The 15,971-nt window shown below is 49.5% G+C and carries 12 protein-coding genes and 1 pseudogene; 2 read left to right on the top strand and 11 right to left on the bottom strand.

Annotated elements, in window-relative coordinates; all coding sequences use genetic code 11:
• Positions 1–389: 389 nt before the first annotated feature.
• The 4 genes from CHL74_RS13575 to CHL74_RS13560 form a co-directional block, all read right to left on the bottom strand.
• Entirely contained in the window at positions 390–1,760 is a 1,371-nt protein-coding gene (locus tag CHL74_RS13575; protein ID WP_141241344.1) for a hypothetical protein, read from the bottom strand.
• Between the two features lie 32 nt (positions 1,761–1,792).
• Positions 1,793–3,244 carry a hypothetical protein gene (locus tag CHL74_RS13570; protein WP_094881743.1) on the bottom strand — a complete coding sequence of 484 codons (1,452 nt, stop codon included), beginning with the start codon at positions 3,242–3,244 and terminating at the stop codon, positions 1,793–1,795.
• Between the two features lie 166 nt (positions 3,245–3,410).
• Positions 3,411–4,358 (bottom strand): thioredoxin-disulfide reductase, encoded by a 948-nt coding sequence (gene trxB, locus CHL74_RS13565; protein ID WP_094881742.1) that lies wholly within the window; start codon positions 4,356–4,358, stop codon positions 3,411–3,413.
• Between the two features lie 14 nt (positions 4,359–4,372).
• Positions 4,373–4,921 (bottom strand): glutathione peroxidase, encoded by a 549-nt coding sequence (locus tag CHL74_RS13560; RefSeq protein ID WP_094881741.1) that lies wholly within the window; start codon positions 4,919–4,921, stop codon positions 4,373–4,375.
• A gap of 258 nt (positions 4,922–5,179) precedes the next feature.
• Between CHL74_RS13560 and CHL74_RS13555 the strand changes: the two genes are divergently transcribed.
• Entirely contained in the window at positions 5,180–5,881 is a 702-nt protein-coding gene (locus CHL74_RS13555; protein WP_094881740.1) for a hypothetical protein, read from the top strand.
• A 180-nt stretch (positions 5,882–6,061) separates the two neighbouring features.
• Here CHL74_RS13555 and CHL74_RS13550 read toward each other — a convergent pair whose 3' ends face one another.
• Positions 6,062–7,573, bottom strand: a complete 1,512-nt coding sequence (locus CHL74_RS13550; protein WP_094881745.1) for a calcineurin-like phosphoesterase C-terminal domain-containing protein — start codon at positions 7,571–7,573, stop codon at positions 6,062–6,064.
• 134 nt (positions 7,574–7,707) lie between these two features.
• On the opposite strand from CHL74_RS13550, the gene CHL74_RS13545 reads away from it, so the two are divergent.
• Positions 7,708–9,138, top strand: a complete 1,431-nt coding sequence (locus CHL74_RS13545) for a sodium:solute symporter (protein WP_094881739.1) — start codon at positions 7,708–7,710, stop codon at positions 9,136–9,138.
• Here the strand turns inward: CHL74_RS13545 and CHL74_RS13540 are convergent.
• The 6 genes and pseudogenes from CHL74_RS13540 to CHL74_RS16395 form a co-directional block, all read right to left on the bottom strand.
• Positions 9,107–10,045 carry a DNA/RNA non-specific endonuclease gene (locus CHL74_RS13540; protein WP_094881738.1) on the bottom strand — a complete coding sequence of 313 codons (939 nt, stop codon included), beginning with the start codon at positions 10,043–10,045 and terminating at the stop codon, positions 9,107–9,109. The two genes, CHL74_RS13545 and CHL74_RS13540, sit on opposite strands and share 32 nt — an antisense overlap.
• A 189-nt stretch (positions 10,046–10,234) precedes the next feature.
• Positions 10,235–10,486 (bottom strand): type B 50S ribosomal protein L31, encoded by a 252-nt coding sequence (locus CHL74_RS13535; protein WP_094881737.1) that lies wholly within the window; start codon positions 10,484–10,486, stop codon positions 10,235–10,237.
• A gap of 126 nt (positions 10,487–10,612) precedes the next feature.
• Positions 10,613–11,959: a hypothetical protein gene (locus tag CHL74_RS13530; protein ID WP_094881736.1), complete on the bottom strand. Its 1,347-nt coding sequence runs from the start codon at positions 11,957–11,959 to the stop codon at positions 10,613–10,615.
• A gap of 70 nt (positions 11,960–12,029) precedes the next feature.
• Positions 12,030–12,929 (bottom strand): DUF5689 domain-containing protein, encoded by a 900-nt coding sequence (locus tag CHL74_RS13525; RefSeq protein ID WP_141241343.1) that lies wholly within the window; start codon positions 12,927–12,929, stop codon positions 12,030–12,032.
• A 17-nt stretch (positions 12,930–12,946) separates the two neighbouring features.
• The gene (locus CHL74_RS13520) at positions 12,947–15,562 is read right to left on the bottom strand and encodes a TonB-dependent receptor (RefSeq protein ID WP_094881734.1); all 2,616 of its coding nucleotides are present in this window, start codon (positions 15,560–15,562) and stop codon (positions 12,947–12,949) included.
• Between the two features lie 306 nt (positions 15,563–15,868).
• Positions 15,869–15,971, bottom strand: a pseudogene (locus tag CHL74_RS16395) (ISAon1 family transposase); the annotation flags it as partial.

Here is a 15,971-nt window from a genome sequence, read left to right as displayed (position 1 = left end):
CTTTTCAAAGAACTCTTTCTTTATTCGCTTTTCTCGAACTCTTCTCAATCTCGTTTTGCTTGAGGTTTCGTTCGTTCTCGAAAGCGGATGCAAAGGTATAGCTTTTTTCCGTATCTCCAAAACTTTTAAGTAAAAAAGTTAAGAAAAGCTGCACTTTTAGGGTTGAAATTGATATTAGTCAAATAAAAACTGTGTTCGATAACAGCAACACATTAATTATATATAGTTGAAAGTTGAGAGTTGACGGTTTGGAGTTGAGAGTTTGGTATCATCATAGTGGCGGGATTATTACTGAATGAACACGCAAAAAGCATAATAAAAAAGCGAAAGCGCCGCTATCATAAACGATAATGACGCTTTCGCTTTTTCTATTTATTCAGATTGACTTTCTATTTAATCTGCCTTACCTTTCCATTCAGGGGTGCCTTGGCTTCTTTAGGATATGTGCGCGAGAGGATGGACCATTCGGCGTTTTCGATGTGGGTGTGGAATGCGGCGCGTGTTACGGTTGTGCCGTTGGCGTCAGTCACTCCAAGAACCACGACGTACCATCCACGCTCTTTCTGTGTGAAGTTTCGTGAGAAGTCGAGCTTGCCGTCAGCGTTTATATCAGCGGTCACGTCCTTTGCCTCTGCCGCAGCAGCCACCTCTTCCGGCCATGCCTCGTAAGGATTCTCGTAGTTCTTGTTCTTCACAATCTCGTTGAGAGCGTCGTCCCAATCGTTCTCCTTCATGACGAGGATGGACGCCTTGTCAATCTTGGATGCCTTTGTCTTCACGTTATAGGTGACATTAAGACTGCCGTCCACGCACGAATAATCGGTTAGATCCACCTCGGCACAGTCGTTGGCTGCAACCGGCTTGATGTGGACATTCTCCACTTCTGCCTTCACCCAGTCGCCGTTGGCGTCCACTCCGAGCACGTAGAACGAATAGTCGTCCTCGCTTTCTATGTTCCATCCCTTGTCTTCGTCGGTCAGCTCGTTCCACTGGTCGGCGGTGAAGTCGGAGCCTTGCGTGAACATAAGCCACTCGTAACCGAAGAGACTTATGAACTCGTCGATACTGCGCGACGTGCCTATAACCATGTGCAGCGTCTTGATCTGCTGTCCTGGAACTACGGAGAAGAGCGCGTGTCCGTCAGCGTCCAGTCCCTTATACTCCACATCGAGCGTAGCAGAACTCTCTCCCGGTTCGGGTGTAGTGATTTTCTGATACTTCATCTGTGTACCGAGACTGTACTTACCGTCGTTCTCTACGAGGTCGCACGTAACGAGATAATAGCCGAGTCCGCCACCTACGTACTGCGTCTCGCCCGATGCGTTCTTCACACCGTCCTGCACATTGTAAGTCTTCGTACCGAAAGCTCCCTCGCCGTATCCTGTCGACATAAGCGTCACGAAAGCTGACTTAAGCTCCTCATCGGTCATCTTGCTGAGGTCCTTGCCACCCATATACTGCATCACGAAGAGACTCATATACGCCTCACTCAGCACCATGTGATAATACGGTTGATCCTGCGTCTTAGTGGTGACGGTATACTTGATGGAGTTTTTCGTAGTCTTCACGTCCGTTATCTCTGCTTTCGCCTGCTCCCTTACTCCCTCGGGGCGTCCGAAGGAAAGATAGTCGTCCGGACCAAGATCGACGGTCTCCACTTTCTGTTCTCCCTTATTAAGGTAAACGGTCTGCTGCGCCATCGACGGCATTGCGAACGATGCGGCAGCAAGTGTCAATATAGAAAATAATGATATCTTCATACGTATGGTTCTCCTATATATATAATATATGTTTAGAGTTGTGCGGCGTTGCCCTCGAAGTGGCCCATAATGCTACCGCTATATTTCTTTGCACTGAAGACTGTGAAGTCGAGATTTATCTTACCGCCATCAACAGTCAGCTTGGCATTGCCGCCAAGTGCTACGGCTGCAGTGCCTGACGTTGTGCTCTGGCAGTACTTCGTGCCTTCATATGTGATGGATATCATCGCATTCTCACTGGTACCAGAGAATCCGTGAACCATATCGTCATTAGCGAAACCATCAGGAACCGTCACGACGATGTCGGCAGCAAGAACGTCCGTAGCTGTCATGGCGTCACTCTTCGTAGAGAGATAGATGGTGTATAAGCCATCGGAATGTTTGATTGCAGCACCCTTCAGAGTGACGGGATCAGCTCCTGCCACCGAGAATTCGTTAGGCAGGCTGAGGTCGTAAGGAGCGGGCTCGCCATTATAGCGTACCTGCAGCTGGCGGTCGGCAGTTCTTCCCATACCTTCCACGTCGATGGTAATGTCATACGTGCCGTCGGCGTTCTTGAGAACTGACACGGAACCTGTAGCGTTTCCTGTCTTTCCGTTGGAAATGCTGATGGTCTGCGGATTGTTTACGTCTGTGGCATTGTCAACGAAGGTCAGTTCGTACTGCTTCTGTCCGTTGATGTCAATCTCGCTGCCGTCCATATTGCTTTCCGGCACGAACAGGCGGACGTAATAATAGCAGTTCTCCAGGTCGTTGGCGCGGTCGATATTGCCCGGTGTAAGATAGAACGCTGTGCCGTCAGCCACCTTCTCGGCGAACGCAGCACGCATCTCCATGCGCTTTCCGTCGACTGTGAAGTGGTACGGGCTCTGGGCTATATCCGTGAAGCCGCCCTTATACTGTCCTAAGAAAGCCTGTCCGCCGTCAATAGGGAGACAGTCAAAATTGACAGACAGCTGTCCGTCCTCCATGGATATGTTAGCCGTTCCGTCAGCAAAATAGTCAGACCAGTCGTCCGTGGAGAACATCACCGGCTCATAATTGTCGTCATTGGTGAACTTATCCATGTCGAGATACATGACCTGAAGGAAATCATTGTCTGTGTAATCATCGGCAAACTTACTCAGATGGACATTCTTTCCGAGCAATCCGGTGGTAACCGCCACCTGAAGGTAACTGCCTTCAGCAATCTGCTCCACAGTGGTGAGCCCTGCTGTCGGAGAGAGATAGATGTAAGCATACGATCCTTTGTAAGTGACCACCGCCGACTTCATCTCTACGGTTTCGTCACCTATGCGGACACAATTGCCCGTAAGCACGGTCTTGTGAAGGAACGTGATGTTGTCTACATCTTTACCTATTTCGTAGGCGGAAACGATGCGTCCGTCTTTCACGACAAACACGCTGTCTGGTGCTGTCGCTGCCATTGCTTGCACGGCAGTGCCGAGAAGCATGTAAAGAAGAAAGAAGAATATTTTCCTCATATATCAAGTATTAGGTTACTAATACCACAAAGGTAGCCTATTTGAAGATATTGGCAAAATAAAACAAAAGTTTTTTCTGAAAGTAAGCAAACAAAAAAAGACAGCTGGAAGGGGATTGTTCTCCTTCGAGCTGTCTTTTTTCTTATTTATGCTGATTATGTGTATCTTACAGGTTGTGCTCTGCGAGCCAGCGCTCTGCCTCAAGAGCTGCCTTACATCCAGAACCTGCGGCTACGATGGCCTGACGGTATGTGGGGTCGGCGCAGTCACCGGCAGCGAATACGCCGTCAACGTTGGTGCGGGGCGAACCGTCCTGAGTCTTGATGTAGCCAGTCTCGTCACACTCAACAGCAGGACGGAATACGTCTGTGTTGGGCTTGTGACCGATGGCGAGGAAGAAGCCGTCGATGGCGATGTCGTAATGCTCCTCGTCAGCCTCACCCTTGCGCTTAACGACGTGAGCACCCTCTACGCCGTCCTCACCGAAGAGACCCTCGGTATTGTGCTCATAGAGAATCTCAATCTTCTCGTTGTCCTCCACGCGCTTCTTCATAACGTCTGAAGCACGGAGATACGGCTTGCGCACAATCATGTATACCTTCTTGCAAAGGCCAGCGAGATAGAGAGCCTCCTCACATGCTGTGTCGCCGCCACCTACCACAGCCACAGTGCGCTTGCGATAGAAGAAGCCGTCACACGTTGCACATGCGCTTACTCCCTGTCCGTTGTATTTCTTTTCGTCGTCAAGTCCGAGATACTTGGCGCTGGCACCTGTTGCGATAATCACGGTGTCTGCCTCAATCTCCACACCCGTATCGGTGGTAAGCACGTAAGGCTTCTTTGAGAAATCTGCCTTGGCGATGCTTCCCTCACGCATGTCCACGCCGAAGCGCTCTGCCTGCTTGCGGAGGTCAGCCATCATCTGATTGCCCTCTACGCCTTCGGGATAGCCCGGGAAGTTCTCAACGATAGTTGTCTGTGTGAGCTGTCCTCCAGTCTGAATGCCGCAGTACTCCACGGGACTGAGGTTTGCTCTTCCTGCATAGATGGCTGCTGTGTAGCCAGCAGGACCGCTACCGACGATAAGGCAGCGTACGTGTTCTCTGTTTTCCATTGTTGGTCTGTTTTTTATAGTAGTTCTTCTATTTGCTTTGCTATGTTGCTGATGCTCTCTGTCGGCTCGAAGCGTGCGATTACCTGACCGCGCTTGTTGACGAGGAACTTTGTGAAGTTCCACTTGATGTCGCTTGTCTCCTTATAGTCAGGTGTCTCCTTTGAGAGAATCTCTTCAAGCACGGGTGTGAGTTCGTGTTCGGGATTGAATCCTGCGAATGTCTTCTGCTCCTTGAGGAAGACATAGAGCGGTTCGGCATCGGCACCGTTCACCTTCACCTTCTTGAAGCGCGGAAACTCCGTACCGTAGTTCAGCTTGCAGAACTGGTGGATTGACTCGTCCGTGCCTGGAGCCTGAGCTCCGAACTGATTGCACGGAAAGTCGAGCACCTCAAATCCCTGTGCATGGTATTTCTCATAGAGCTTCTCCAGCTCTTCATACTGTGGTGTGAATCCGCATTTTGTGGCTGTGTTGACAATGAGCAGCACCTCATTGGCATACTCCTTCAGGGACACGTTCTTCCCTTTTCTGTCTTTTACAGAGAAATCGTATACAGTTCTCATTTTTCTCCTTTTCTATGTTTTTGTTGTTCGGTTTTCTTTTTACCTTATATAATGAGATACAAAATTAGGCAAAAATATTGAGAAACAAGAATCTGACGTCAATATAAACTTACGTTTTTTGTTCGTTTAAATTCCGAAATAGGGAAATCCCTACTCTGTAATATGGAAAAAATATTGTTTATTATGTTATGTTTTGATAAATTTGCAACGTGAAAGTAAAGAACAAGAATAAGTGAAAAATCAAAAAAACAGAATATTATGAAACGCATTTACTATTTCCTTACACTCGCCGTGATGGTGCTTGCACCTCTGGCAATGACAAGTTGTGACGACCCGTATTACGACGACTGGTGGTATGACGACCCGGACGAGTGGTATGACCGTCCTTACGACGACGGTTCTGACGACCTCGTAGCTATGGCGCAGATGCTGAACGGTTCGTGGACGGGTGAGCTGACAAACGAATATACGGGCGAGGACGGCAACCGCTATCAAGCCAATATGTACGTGGACTTCAGCTTTATACAGTATACAGCCAACTCGAACAACGGCAACGGCTTCGAGACAGACTATGTTCCAAAGACTGACAAGTACGGCAAGCCGCTGCGCGACGATGACGGTAACGTGCTCTACGACTCGCAGACATTGCAGTTTAAGTGGTATATCGACCCAAGAACGTACAACATCTACGTGGAATACGCCAGCGGCATGCGCTATGTGCTCGACTCTCACGGCAACAGCCAGACTTCAGGCTTCTCACTTAGCAACAATGACTTCAGCGGCGTGATGGAGGGCGTGAACAACGACGAATACGTATTCTTCGACTGTGAGCGCGTGACAAAGGCCCTCGCTCCTAACAAGAACAACAGCACGACAACAAGCACTCGCTCGTTCGGTTCGGCTAAGGAACAGAAGAGGGTGAAGAGCGAAGCTCCTTTAAAATTACGAGTTAGGAACTGAATATAAAAGTTGAAAGTTTTAAAAAGTTGAGAGTTTAGAGTTGAGGGTTGAGAGTTATGATTACTTTTGATAACTACATTGTTAGCTATGTATTATCTATAAAAACATATCATAACTCTCAACCCTCAACTTTCAACTCTCAACTTGTCTCAACCCTCAACTCTCAACTCTCAACTTGTTTTACTTGTCCAGGAGGAACGGTCGATTGTTACGGTTCTCCCATTTCCATGTGAATGTCTCGCCGAAACGGTTGACGAATATCACTTTTATGTAACGATATTTCTTTGATGTGGGACGGGCGCGGAAGAGGTGGCCTGTCTTGGCGAGCTGGTGCTTTCTTGGCTTTGTCCTGAGGAAAGCCTCATCATTGTCTACAAAGCGCTGCATCAGTCCCTTATACTTTCCGTCCTCATACCATACCACACGGCAGTGAGGATCCCACTCCCATACGTTGGCTACGATAAAGTCTTTCTGCGTGCGGAACTCTCCCGGCTTATACACACGCATCTGAACATCCGACTTGCTGTTGGCGGAGCGATACTTCCAACGAAGTTTCTTGCCGTCCACTGTCACCACCATATATCCGTTCGGCGAACCGTCACGGCAGATGTTTGACGTCCACCATGCTCCGCAAGCCGAACCTATGTTGTGCTGATAAAGACGCGGCGACACCTCCACGTTCTCGAAGAAGTGGGTGTGTCCGGCGAAGACATGGGCATCGTAGGGGGCGAGTATTTCCTCCAGACGCTTGGCGTTAAGGATGTTGTCGATGGGTTCCATGGCGTTCCATCCCGGCGCGTGCATGTTAAGGATGACGAGGCGGTCCTTCGGCACGTAGCTAAGGTCGCGCTCCAGCCAGCGCACGTCTTCGTCCGTTATCTCCTCCTCGTAATGGCAACCTCCGCGATAATTGATGCTCTTGATGGTCACGACGTGAGCGTTGCCTATGTTAAACGAATAGTTGATCGGACCGAAATAGCGCCCGAACATCTGCTCAGCGTAACGCTCGGCACCGACAGACGAATTGTGAAGGTCGGCATACGCCTTCTCGAAGTCATGATTGCCGATGCACTGGAAGAAGGTCATTCGGTGGTTCTTGATGCTTTCCACGTACTGCGGATAGATGTTCATATTGTCAAACACTACGTCGCCGAGCGTCATTCCCACCACGTCGCCCGTCTTGCGCAGCTGCAAGGCAGTGCGGAGAATGGAAGGCATGGTCTCGTTGCGCCAGCGTTTCATGTCGTGGGCATTGAGAATCTGCGGGTCGCTGATGGCTATGTAATGGAAACGGTCAGACACGGAGTCGCGGCGATGGAGGCGGAAAGTGTTGCCGTTGCGATTGGCTACAGCCTCTCCGACGGGGATGTAATAGCCCGAAGCTATGCCGTCCTTCTCTGGCAGACGATACTCTCGCGGTGTGGAGATGGAGACAAACTTGCTGACCGTGGTGTCGGTGGAAAGCTGCCATGCGCCGCGTCGGTCCGTCTTACAGAACTCACGTCCGTTGTTTACCACTACTCCGGCGATGCCTTTGCCTTCCTCATCCACGACAACGCCCTTCAACATCAGAGGTCGGTCAGCCGGCTTACCGCTCACCAGACCCACAAACAACAATAGCCCCATGAAGACTCTAAAGCTCATACGCAATATCTTTTTGGTCTTCACAAAGGTATGATTCTGTCTTTTCATATTCATTACCATATCATTAATATATATAGAAGCTGAAAGGTTCAGCCACATTTAATATTGCAAAGTTAGCCCAAATAAACATAAATAGCTAATTTTGCAACTCCAATTAATATATATTAAAAAACAAATAAACAATGATTATACTCCTTACTGTCGCCGTCTACTTCGCGGCACTCATGTTGTTCAGTCGCCTTACGGCAAGCCGCGGCGCTGACAACGAGACGTTCTTCCGTGCCAACCGTCGTTCGCCATGGTATATGGTGGCGTTCGGAATGGTGGGTGCTTCCATATCGGGCATCACCTTTGTCAGCGTTCCGGGCATGGTGATGCGCACGGACATGACCTACATCCAGACGTGCATCGGATTTATTCTCGGCTACTTCACCATAGCTTTCGTGCTGCTGCCCGTCTATTACAAGCTGAATCTGACCACCATCTATTCATACCTGAAAGAACGGCTGGGCATGCGCTCCTACAAGACGGGAGCGTGGTTTTTCCTTATATCGAAGATGACGGGAGCGGCGGTGAGGTTCTATGTGGTGTGCATAATACTGCAGAGCTTCGTAATGGACGAAGCCGGCATTCCATTCCCCGCCACCGTAGTGGGAATGACGTTGCTGATTTGGCTTTACACAAGACGCGGTGGCATAAAGACATTGGTGTGGACTGACTCGTTCCAGACCACGTGTATGTTTGCTGCGCTCATCCTGATAACCTATAATGTGATAACGCAACTGGGACTCAGCGTGCCTGAGGCATTGCGTGCCATTGCCGCAGACAGCCACAGCCGAATGTTCGTCATGGACGACTGGGTGTCTACGCAGAACTTCTGGAAGCAGATTCTCAGCGGTGCGTTCATCGCCATAGTGATGACCGGTCTGGACCAGGACATGATGCAGAAGAACCTTACGTGCAAGTCGTTGCGTGAGGCTCAGAAGGACGTATGCACGTACGGCTTCGCTTTCGTTCCTGCCAATCTGCTGTTTATGGCGCTCGGCGTGCTGCTTATGATGCTTGCCGGGATAGAGGGTGTGGCGCTGCCCGCAAGCGGCGACGAGCTTCTGCCGATGTTTGCGGCTACGGGAAGTCTGGGTACGGCGGTGACGGTGTTGTTCACGATAGGCATTGTGGCAGCGTCGTTCTCAAGTGCCGACTCTGCCCTTACAGCCCTTACCACCAGCTTCTGTGTGGACGTATGCGAACGACCGAAGGACGAGCGTCTGCGCAGGAAGGTGCACATCGGCATGGCTGTCGTCTTCGTGATGTTCATCCTTATCTTCAAGGTGTTGAACAGCACGAGCGTCATTGACGCCATATACGTGATGTGCTCCTACACTTACGGTCCGCTGTTAGGTCTCTTCGCCTACGGTCTGCTGACACGACGCGCCACTAACGACCGCATCGTGCCTTACATAGCCATTGCCTCTCCCCTCCTCTGCTTCGCTCTCGACACGGCATCGAAGGAATGGTTGGGCTATAAGTTCGGCTACGAACTGCTGATGATAAACGGCTTGCTGACATTCGTAGGAATGTTTATTTCAAGTCAGCCCAGCTCGAAGCATTAAATGTCTTCTCCACCTGCTTCTCGATGTCGTCGGGAAGGTTGCAGAAGAAGTCGATGCCAGTGAGCTGTTCCAGCTTCTCTATGGACATACAATGAGAGAGAAGAGTCTCTTCGGTGCGCCATGCCTTGGTCTGGTTGCTCCAGAATCCTACGGCGGCATAGCCGAACTGACTCTTGCGAAGGATGGCCATGAAGAAATATTTCGGTACGATCATCTTGCCGTTGATGCGGGTGATGATGTTCTTCTCGTCGTCGATGGTTCCTCCCTTACATACGTATATGGTGTCAGTATAAGAGAGATTCTTAGCCCATTTCTGTAGTTGGCTCTCCATTCTTACCCACAGTCCGCGGTTGGACGTTCCATCCTGATATCCGTTAAACTCATGATATTGCGGCTGCATGTTCGACATATAGAAGGTCTGCTCATTGGCTTCGTGTGAGAAAGTGCGGTCTGCACTCGGACAGATATGGCCACGGTCGTAACCAGGGAAATATCTGAACTCTGACCAATACTCTGAAGGCGACAACGCCGGATCGAAGGTGAAGTCAGCCACACGCGAGTAATTGCCCGTGAATCCCTTGTGGAGCTGATAGCACGACCAGCGCTGCGACTTCTTGTCACAGTCCCATTCGGTGGCGAAATTGATGGCTTCAGAATCGTACGACGTATTGGAAAGGCGATGCACGATGAGCTTCTGATTGCCCGTCTTCTTCAGAGCCGGAAACTCAAGACGTCTTACAGCGCGTTCTGACGTTACGGTATTGGCGTTCTTGTTTCCTGAAGACGAAGAGTTGTCGTTGCCGATATACTGAGCATCGTCGTCACCACAGCCCACAAGAGCCATAGTGAAGCACGCCACAACGGAGAGGGCAAGGAGCCTGAACAGTTGTTTTGGATAAAGATTCATTATAATCAAATGGATTGGAATTATATTAATGGATTGTAATTGAGAAAGAACTATAGGTATGAAAAAAAAGAAAGTGTGTTCCAAACGTATATGCAACTACGCTTAGAACACACTTTCGATGTGCATAGTCAAAGAAACAGGCTTTCGCCTATTCTATAGAAATATATGTTTATTCTATTTCCTATTTCCTTACTTGCGAACCTTTGCGTAACGGCTCATGAACTTGTCTACGCGACCAGCGGTATCGACGAGCTTGCTCTTACCAGTATAGAACGGGTGAGAGGTGCTTGAGATTTCGACTTTAACTACTGGGTAAGTTTCGCCTTCAAACTCTACTGTCTCTGATGTCTTGCATGTAGACTTTGTAAGGAACATATCGCCGTTGGACATATCCTTGAATACGACGGGGCGATAGTTTTCTGGATGAATTCCCTTCTTCATTTTGATTAAATTGTTATTATTATTAAATTGATAATGTCGCTTTATAACTTTCAGCGGCTGCAAAGGTACGACTTTTTTTGCATACCGCCAAAAATTTATAGGTAAAAAGCGAAATATGATATATTATTACTTTTTGTAAGTCACAATCACCTTGGTGAAACGAAGCTGTGACGGCGCACCTGTCACAGTGCTGGTATTGGTGAGCGTAAACTCCTTGCTGTTGATACCAGAAATGACAAGGTTTGATCCGCTGATTGTAGTCTTTCCTGAAGTGCTTGAAATATCGCCAGAGGCATTGTAGAGTGCGCCGTTATACTCGTCACAAACAAATACCAGCGACTCGATGCTCTTTGCAGATTCAAACTTGATGGTGTTCTTCGGATAGATACGGATGGCATTACCAGTGGTGTAGAAGCTGGGAACGCTATTGTTGCCTCCACCGTCAAATGTGAGTGTAAGACCATCTGTAAGAGTCAGGGTCGAAAGCTTTGTAGCGTTTTCAAGACCGCAGTTAGCTACAACATATTCGAAGTCACCCTTGATATCATCACCCGGGGTGTCAGGAGTCTCTGTGCCACCGCCGTTGCTCTTAAGGCTTACGAGATAAGTCTCGCCCTGAACGGTCTCAGGAGTGTTGCCCATATAGTTGATGAGCGAACCGCAAACCACAACCTCGTCGCCTACAGCCACATTGGTCTTACCCTCTGTCCACTTCTCGTTGCCAAGATAGAGAGTGCGGAATACGTAGAACTTGTTGTCTTCCTTGCCGTCGTCAGAGATATAGAAAGAAGCGTTGCCGAACTGTGCGCTGAAAGCCTCCTTTACAGAAACCACCTTACCCTTGATGTAGTACTGCTTGTCTGTCTTTTCGCCAGAAGCAAGCTTGCTTGCCATCTGGTTGGCAGCCACGCTGTTGAACGGATTCTCCTTTGAACCGTCGCCAGTAGCCTGACCAGTAGAAGGAGTGGTGCCACCCTCTGTCTTGCCATTGAGAGCATAGATGTAGCCCTCGCCCTGTACTGTCTCAGGAGTGTTGCCACCGTAGTTCACCACCTTTGCGCAGATGATGACCTCGTCGCCCACCTTAACCTCGTCGTCAGAAGCGATGTTCTTGTTGCCAAGACCCTTCACACGGTAAACATAGAACTGTGTGCCGGTGGTAGTGCCGTCAGCAGAGATATAGAATGAAGCGTTGCCGAACTGAGCCGAAATCTCCTTTGTGGAAGAAACGATACCCTTGATGTATACATAGTCAGAAGAGTTTACGCCAGCCTCAAGAGACTTGATGTACTGCACGACTGCTAAAGGATTGTAGGGAGAGTCAACGGTTCCGTTACCCTCAGCCACCTCAGTAGTGGTCTCGCCGCCATTGCCGCCGTTGGGGATGTCATAAGGAGCGGGAACGTCCTCGCAGCTTGTGAAAGTGAATGCTGTCATAAGAGCGACAAGCATTGTATAAAGAATCTTTTTCATATTGTCTTTAATGTTTATTTGGGGATTATCTTTTTGTTTGTCTTATATATTATATAATGTATAGGCTCTGTTACTTCACTGCCTCAATGTCCTTGCTGCTGCGGAGCACCAGCTGTACGGTATTGCCGTAGCTGCTTGTAAGGCTGGTCTTGTAGCAAGTAAGGATGCCGGTGACGTTCACCTTGCCTGAAGGCACCGTCTCAGCGGCAAAGTCGGCGTAGCAACTTGTGCGCACACCTATCTGCTTCTTCTGTGCGGTGAATCCCTTGAAGTAGCGTGTAACGCCGTAACCTGTGGTGTAACCCTCCGATTCGGGAGCGAATGTCTTGCCAGGCTCGTTGAATTCCACGTTCTTCAGAGTGACAAGACGACCAGCGAGAGCGTAGGCATTGGCCTCAATATTGAGGTCGGAAGCATTCTCTACGACGATGGGAGTGGCCTTCGTCGGGTCTGCCTTACCTATCACCTTGAAGCGCGACTGCCATTCGTTACGGTTCATACGGCTCGGATAAGTCTGGTTCTTCTCGAAGTTGGTGTAGGGAATGCCAATCTGCGGCTGCGTGCGATACGTGCCGTAATAGAGTCCGCCTACGTTAACAAGAATCTCCTGACCAACGGCAAGCTGTCCGAACATACCACCCTGAGCCACACAGATGATCATACCTGCCGTGCCGTCGTCGATGGTAACCTGATTATAGAGGTTGCCCTCCATGTCGTTGCCTGTCACGACGCCCTTTATCTGCACGCCGTCAGCGATGCGCACCGTGTCGTTCACCTTGTCTTTCTGCTTTGCTCCATACTCGTCAATGAGCGACTTAATGGAAACGACGTTGGTCTCCTGCAACTGGCTGTTGCCGAAAGGAGAAGTCTCGCCAGTCGGGTCGCTCCAGTCTTCGTTCATACATGATGCCGCGCCGAAAGAGATGACGAGCGCCATGATGACAAGTTTCAGATATTTAATACTTTTCATTTTCTTGAAGTGTGGGTTTAGAATTTATACGTTATGTTGAGCATGCCGTTAGTGCCGTAAGCATAGAACTTATACGGATTCTTTGCGAACGAGTAGGCACGCTTCTTCACGCTACTCTGCTCAGGATTGTCAACGCTGGCTCCGCTGTAGTCGCTTCGGCTCTGCTCGAAGCCGCCTGTTACGATGTTGCGGTTGTTGAGTACGTTGGTAACCATGAGGTTGATGGAGAGCGATCCGTGCTTCAGATAGATGCTTCTGCCGATGGATGCGTCGAGCATGAATCCGCCCTTGCCCTTAGCCTGCTTGAGAGCGCTGGGAAGAATCTCGCCGGTAACGTCGTTGATGGTGGGTTCGCCATACTGCGACATAACCTTGTTGCGTGCCTCGACAGCCGACTTGAAGCGGTAGCTGGGCGAGTAGCTCAGATAGATGCGGTCATAGTAGTTGCCGTTGAGGTCGATAAACCATCCGCCCTGATGATAGCTGAGTCCGAGACTTGCCGCTGTGAGCGGTGTGCCGGCGTCACGCATGCCCTTGTTATACACCTCGTCGTAGTTGTTGCCGGTCTGATCGCTGCCGAGCAACTGTGAGTCTACAGACTTCATGTAGCAGAGCTTCGAGTTGTTGATGATCTTGGCGTCGCTGATGGTTCCGAGAAGCTTCACGTCAAAGAAGCTCGTCACCTTAAACTTAAATCCAGCCTCAACACCGTAATACTCCTTGTTCATGTCCGTGAGCGATACGTATGTGAATGAGTTTACGTCGTCGTTGTAGAAGTTCTGCCAGTCGGTCACGTTGGTAAGGCGTGAGTAATAGCCGCTGATGTTGAAGTGCAACCAAGAATTGTCGAACTGATAACCCAGCTCAGAGCTGAACACACGCTCGTTCTTAAGACCAGAAACGAAGTCGTTGTTGACCTCAGGAGCTACGAAAGACTTGGAAGCCTCCGGTGCACGATACTCGTAAGCAGCACCCAACGAGAGCGTATTGCCGCGACCGAGAGAGATGGTGGAAGCAAACTTCACGCCACCGTCAAGGAACTGTGCGTGGTGGCTCTTGCCGTACGAGTTGTTCGGAGCCAGACCGTTGCGCATCTTGCCGTCACGCTGCATAGACGTATAGCCGAGCTTTGCGGCGATGGTGTAGTTGAGCGGTCCGAAATTCTCAGAGTATGATGTCCACACCTTTGCCTTGTTTACGATCAGACGATAGTCAAAGCCGAAGCGGTCGCCCTCGCCCACAACGGCATTGCGGTTGTTGAGGTCGTACTGTGCCTGGTCAGAGTCGGCAGTATACTTGTCAGAGATGACGTACGTATTGATGTTGTGGAATGTGTTGGCACCGAGCAAATCCTCTATTGTCTGGTAGTGGCTGCCGTTGTTTGTGGCAGCCATCACGCCGAGGTTTATCTGCTTGTTCTTGTCAATCTGGTGATTGAGCGTAGACGCAAGCGAGATGGTGAGGTTGTCACTATGCTTTGCCTGGAGGTAGTACATGGCGTCCTTGCCGGCAAGGTTGGCGTTCTTGTTGGCATAGTAGAGGCGGTCCCAGTTGATCTGGCGGTTAGCCTTCGAAGCCTGCCAGTAGTTGTATGTGTACTGCCAGTCGGCGAAAGCCTGGTCTGTACGGTAAGCCTTGTCGTTCTCATACCACACATCGAAGTAGCTGCTGGGCAGATTCTTCCAGTAGTTAGGCTGCGGGTTGTCCGAGTTGTTATAGTTGAGCTTCGTGCCCTTATACATCGAGTAGCGTCCGAGCACTGATGTGGTAAGCTTTGTGTCGTCAGAGATTTTCCAGTCCCATGTGAAGATGGCAGACGGGGCGAAGTCGTTCACGACGCGCGAATTGCGCTTCTTGCCGTTCTGATAACCCCAATAAGGGTTATAGTATCTGTCGTTAGCCAGCCAGTAAACCTCGTCCGTACCAGGTCCCTGCGCAGAGCGTTCCGTTGGATTGCCCCATGTGGAGAGAGTCAGGCTGTGACGTCCTCCGCACAACACCTTCTGCAGTCCGAGGAAGTAAGAGAACGAGTTGTAGAATGTTCCCTCCACGTATCCGCGGTTTGCCCAGCGATAGCTTACGCCGCCAGTGAAAGCCCATCCCTTCTCGGACAGACCTGTGCTGTACGTATACATTCCGCGCAGCGTGTAGTTGCGGTTGGCGCCGCTAAGAGTGAGGCGCTGTCCCACAGGCATTGCCGACGGACGGAAGTTATAGTTATTGGCACCTCCCATGCCCGAGATGGCAAAGTTGTTCTGCTCGAAAGGCAGTGCGAACTCCACGTTACGTGTCATATTGTTCAGTCCGCCCACCTGAGAGTAGCGGAACTGTCCCGACTCCATGTCATTGAGCGAGAGTCCGTTTACGTAGACATCATTATACTTCTGGTCGAAGGCACGATAGCGGAATCGCACCGGCGAGAACAGATAGCCCACTCCACTGGCGTAGATGTTGCTGTTGGAGCTGACGATGGTCACGTTCTGCGACATGTCGTCATCCTCACCCAGCTGCGCCTCCGTGAAAGTGATGGCAGCTTCCGTGCTTATCGTGTTCATACTGAGCGAGTCAGTCTGAGCGTAAGCAGCCGGAACGCAGCACATAGCAAGCACTGCAAGATTTAGCTTTTTTTGCATGTATGTAATTAATTAGTTTTGATATATATCTTACTTAAACCAATAAAAGAACACGGACAGCTCCATGTTCTTTCATATATGTTGTTAAAGTTTTTCGATTTTATTGATTTCCTTTGCAAAGTAAAGAAAAAAAATCCGTAAATGAAAGCTTTTGATTATATATTTAGCTTGTATAATTCATAGGGGCTTTATTTGTCCCCTCTCAGCATACATAGCTACTCCTATAGGGGTGCAGAGCAGTTACTTTTAAAAAGCCGAATTCATTAAGCATCATGGATATTCGGCTCACCTGAAAAAGTGTGTGGATTAAGCATACAATCTTGTTAGTCTGAAGAGAAAGAATTTCTTGTCAATGATACCCCGAAGTTGTGCTCTGAAATGCTTGACTTTTGCATTGAAAGATTCTGCA

The sequence above is a fragment of the Prevotella sp. 885 genome (assembly GCF_002265625.1).
In the GTDB taxonomy this organism is placed as follows: domain Bacteria; phylum Bacteroidota; class Bacteroidia; order Bacteroidales; family Bacteroidaceae; genus Prevotella.
The sequence above is the reverse complement of the archived record's forward strand: the minus strand, read 5'-3'. Positions and strand labels throughout refer to the sequence as shown.

What these genes read in the sequence shown, in the direction of transcription:
- CHL74_RS13530 (WP_094881736.1), bottom strand. Translation starts at nt 11,959, where the DNA reads ATGAAAAAGATTCTTTATACAATGCTTGTCGCTCTTATGACAGCATTC.
- CHL74_RS13550 (WP_094881745.1), bottom strand. Translation starts at nt 7,573, where the DNA reads ATGAAAAGACAGAATCATACCTTTGTGAAGACCAAAAAGATATTGCGT.
- CHL74_RS13575 (WP_141241344.1), bottom strand. Translation starts at nt 1,760, where the DNA reads ATGAAGATATCATTATTTTCTATATTGACACTTGCTGCCGCATCGTTC.
- CHL74_RS13520 (WP_094881734.1), bottom strand. Translation starts at nt 15,562, where the DNA reads ATGCAAAAAAAGCTAAATCTTGCAGTGCTTGCTATGTGCTGCGTTCCG.
- CHL74_RS13525 (WP_141241343.1), bottom strand. Translation starts at nt 12,929, where the DNA reads ATGAAAAGTATTAAATATCTGAAACTTGTCATCATGGCGCTCGTCATC.
- CHL74_RS13545 (WP_094881739.1), top strand. Translation starts at nt 7,708, where the DNA reads ATGATTATACTCCTTACTGTCGCCGTCTACTTCGCGGCACTCATGTTG.
- CHL74_RS13570 (WP_094881743.1), bottom strand. Translation starts at nt 3,244, where the DNA reads ATGAGGAAAATATTCTTCTTTCTTCTTTACATGCTTCTCGGCACTGCC.
- CHL74_RS13535 (WP_094881737.1), bottom strand. Translation starts at nt 10,486, where the DNA reads ATGAAGAAGGGAATTCATCCAGAAAACTATCGCCCCGTCGTATTCAAG.
- CHL74_RS13560 (WP_094881741.1), bottom strand. Translation starts at nt 4,921, where the DNA reads ATGAGAACTGTATACGATTTCTCTGTAAAAGACAGAAAAGGGAAGAAC.
- CHL74_RS13555 (WP_094881740.1), top strand. Translation starts at nt 5,180, where the DNA reads ATGAAACGCATTTACTATTTCCTTACACTCGCCGTGATGGTGCTTGCA.
- trxB (WP_094881742.1), bottom strand. Translation starts at nt 4,358, where the DNA reads ATGGAAAACAGAGAACACGTACGCTGCCTTATCGTCGGTAGCGGTCCT.
- CHL74_RS13540 (WP_094881738.1), bottom strand. Translation starts at nt 10,045, where the DNA reads ATGAATCTTTATCCAAAACAACTGTTCAGGCTCCTTGCCCTCTCCGTT.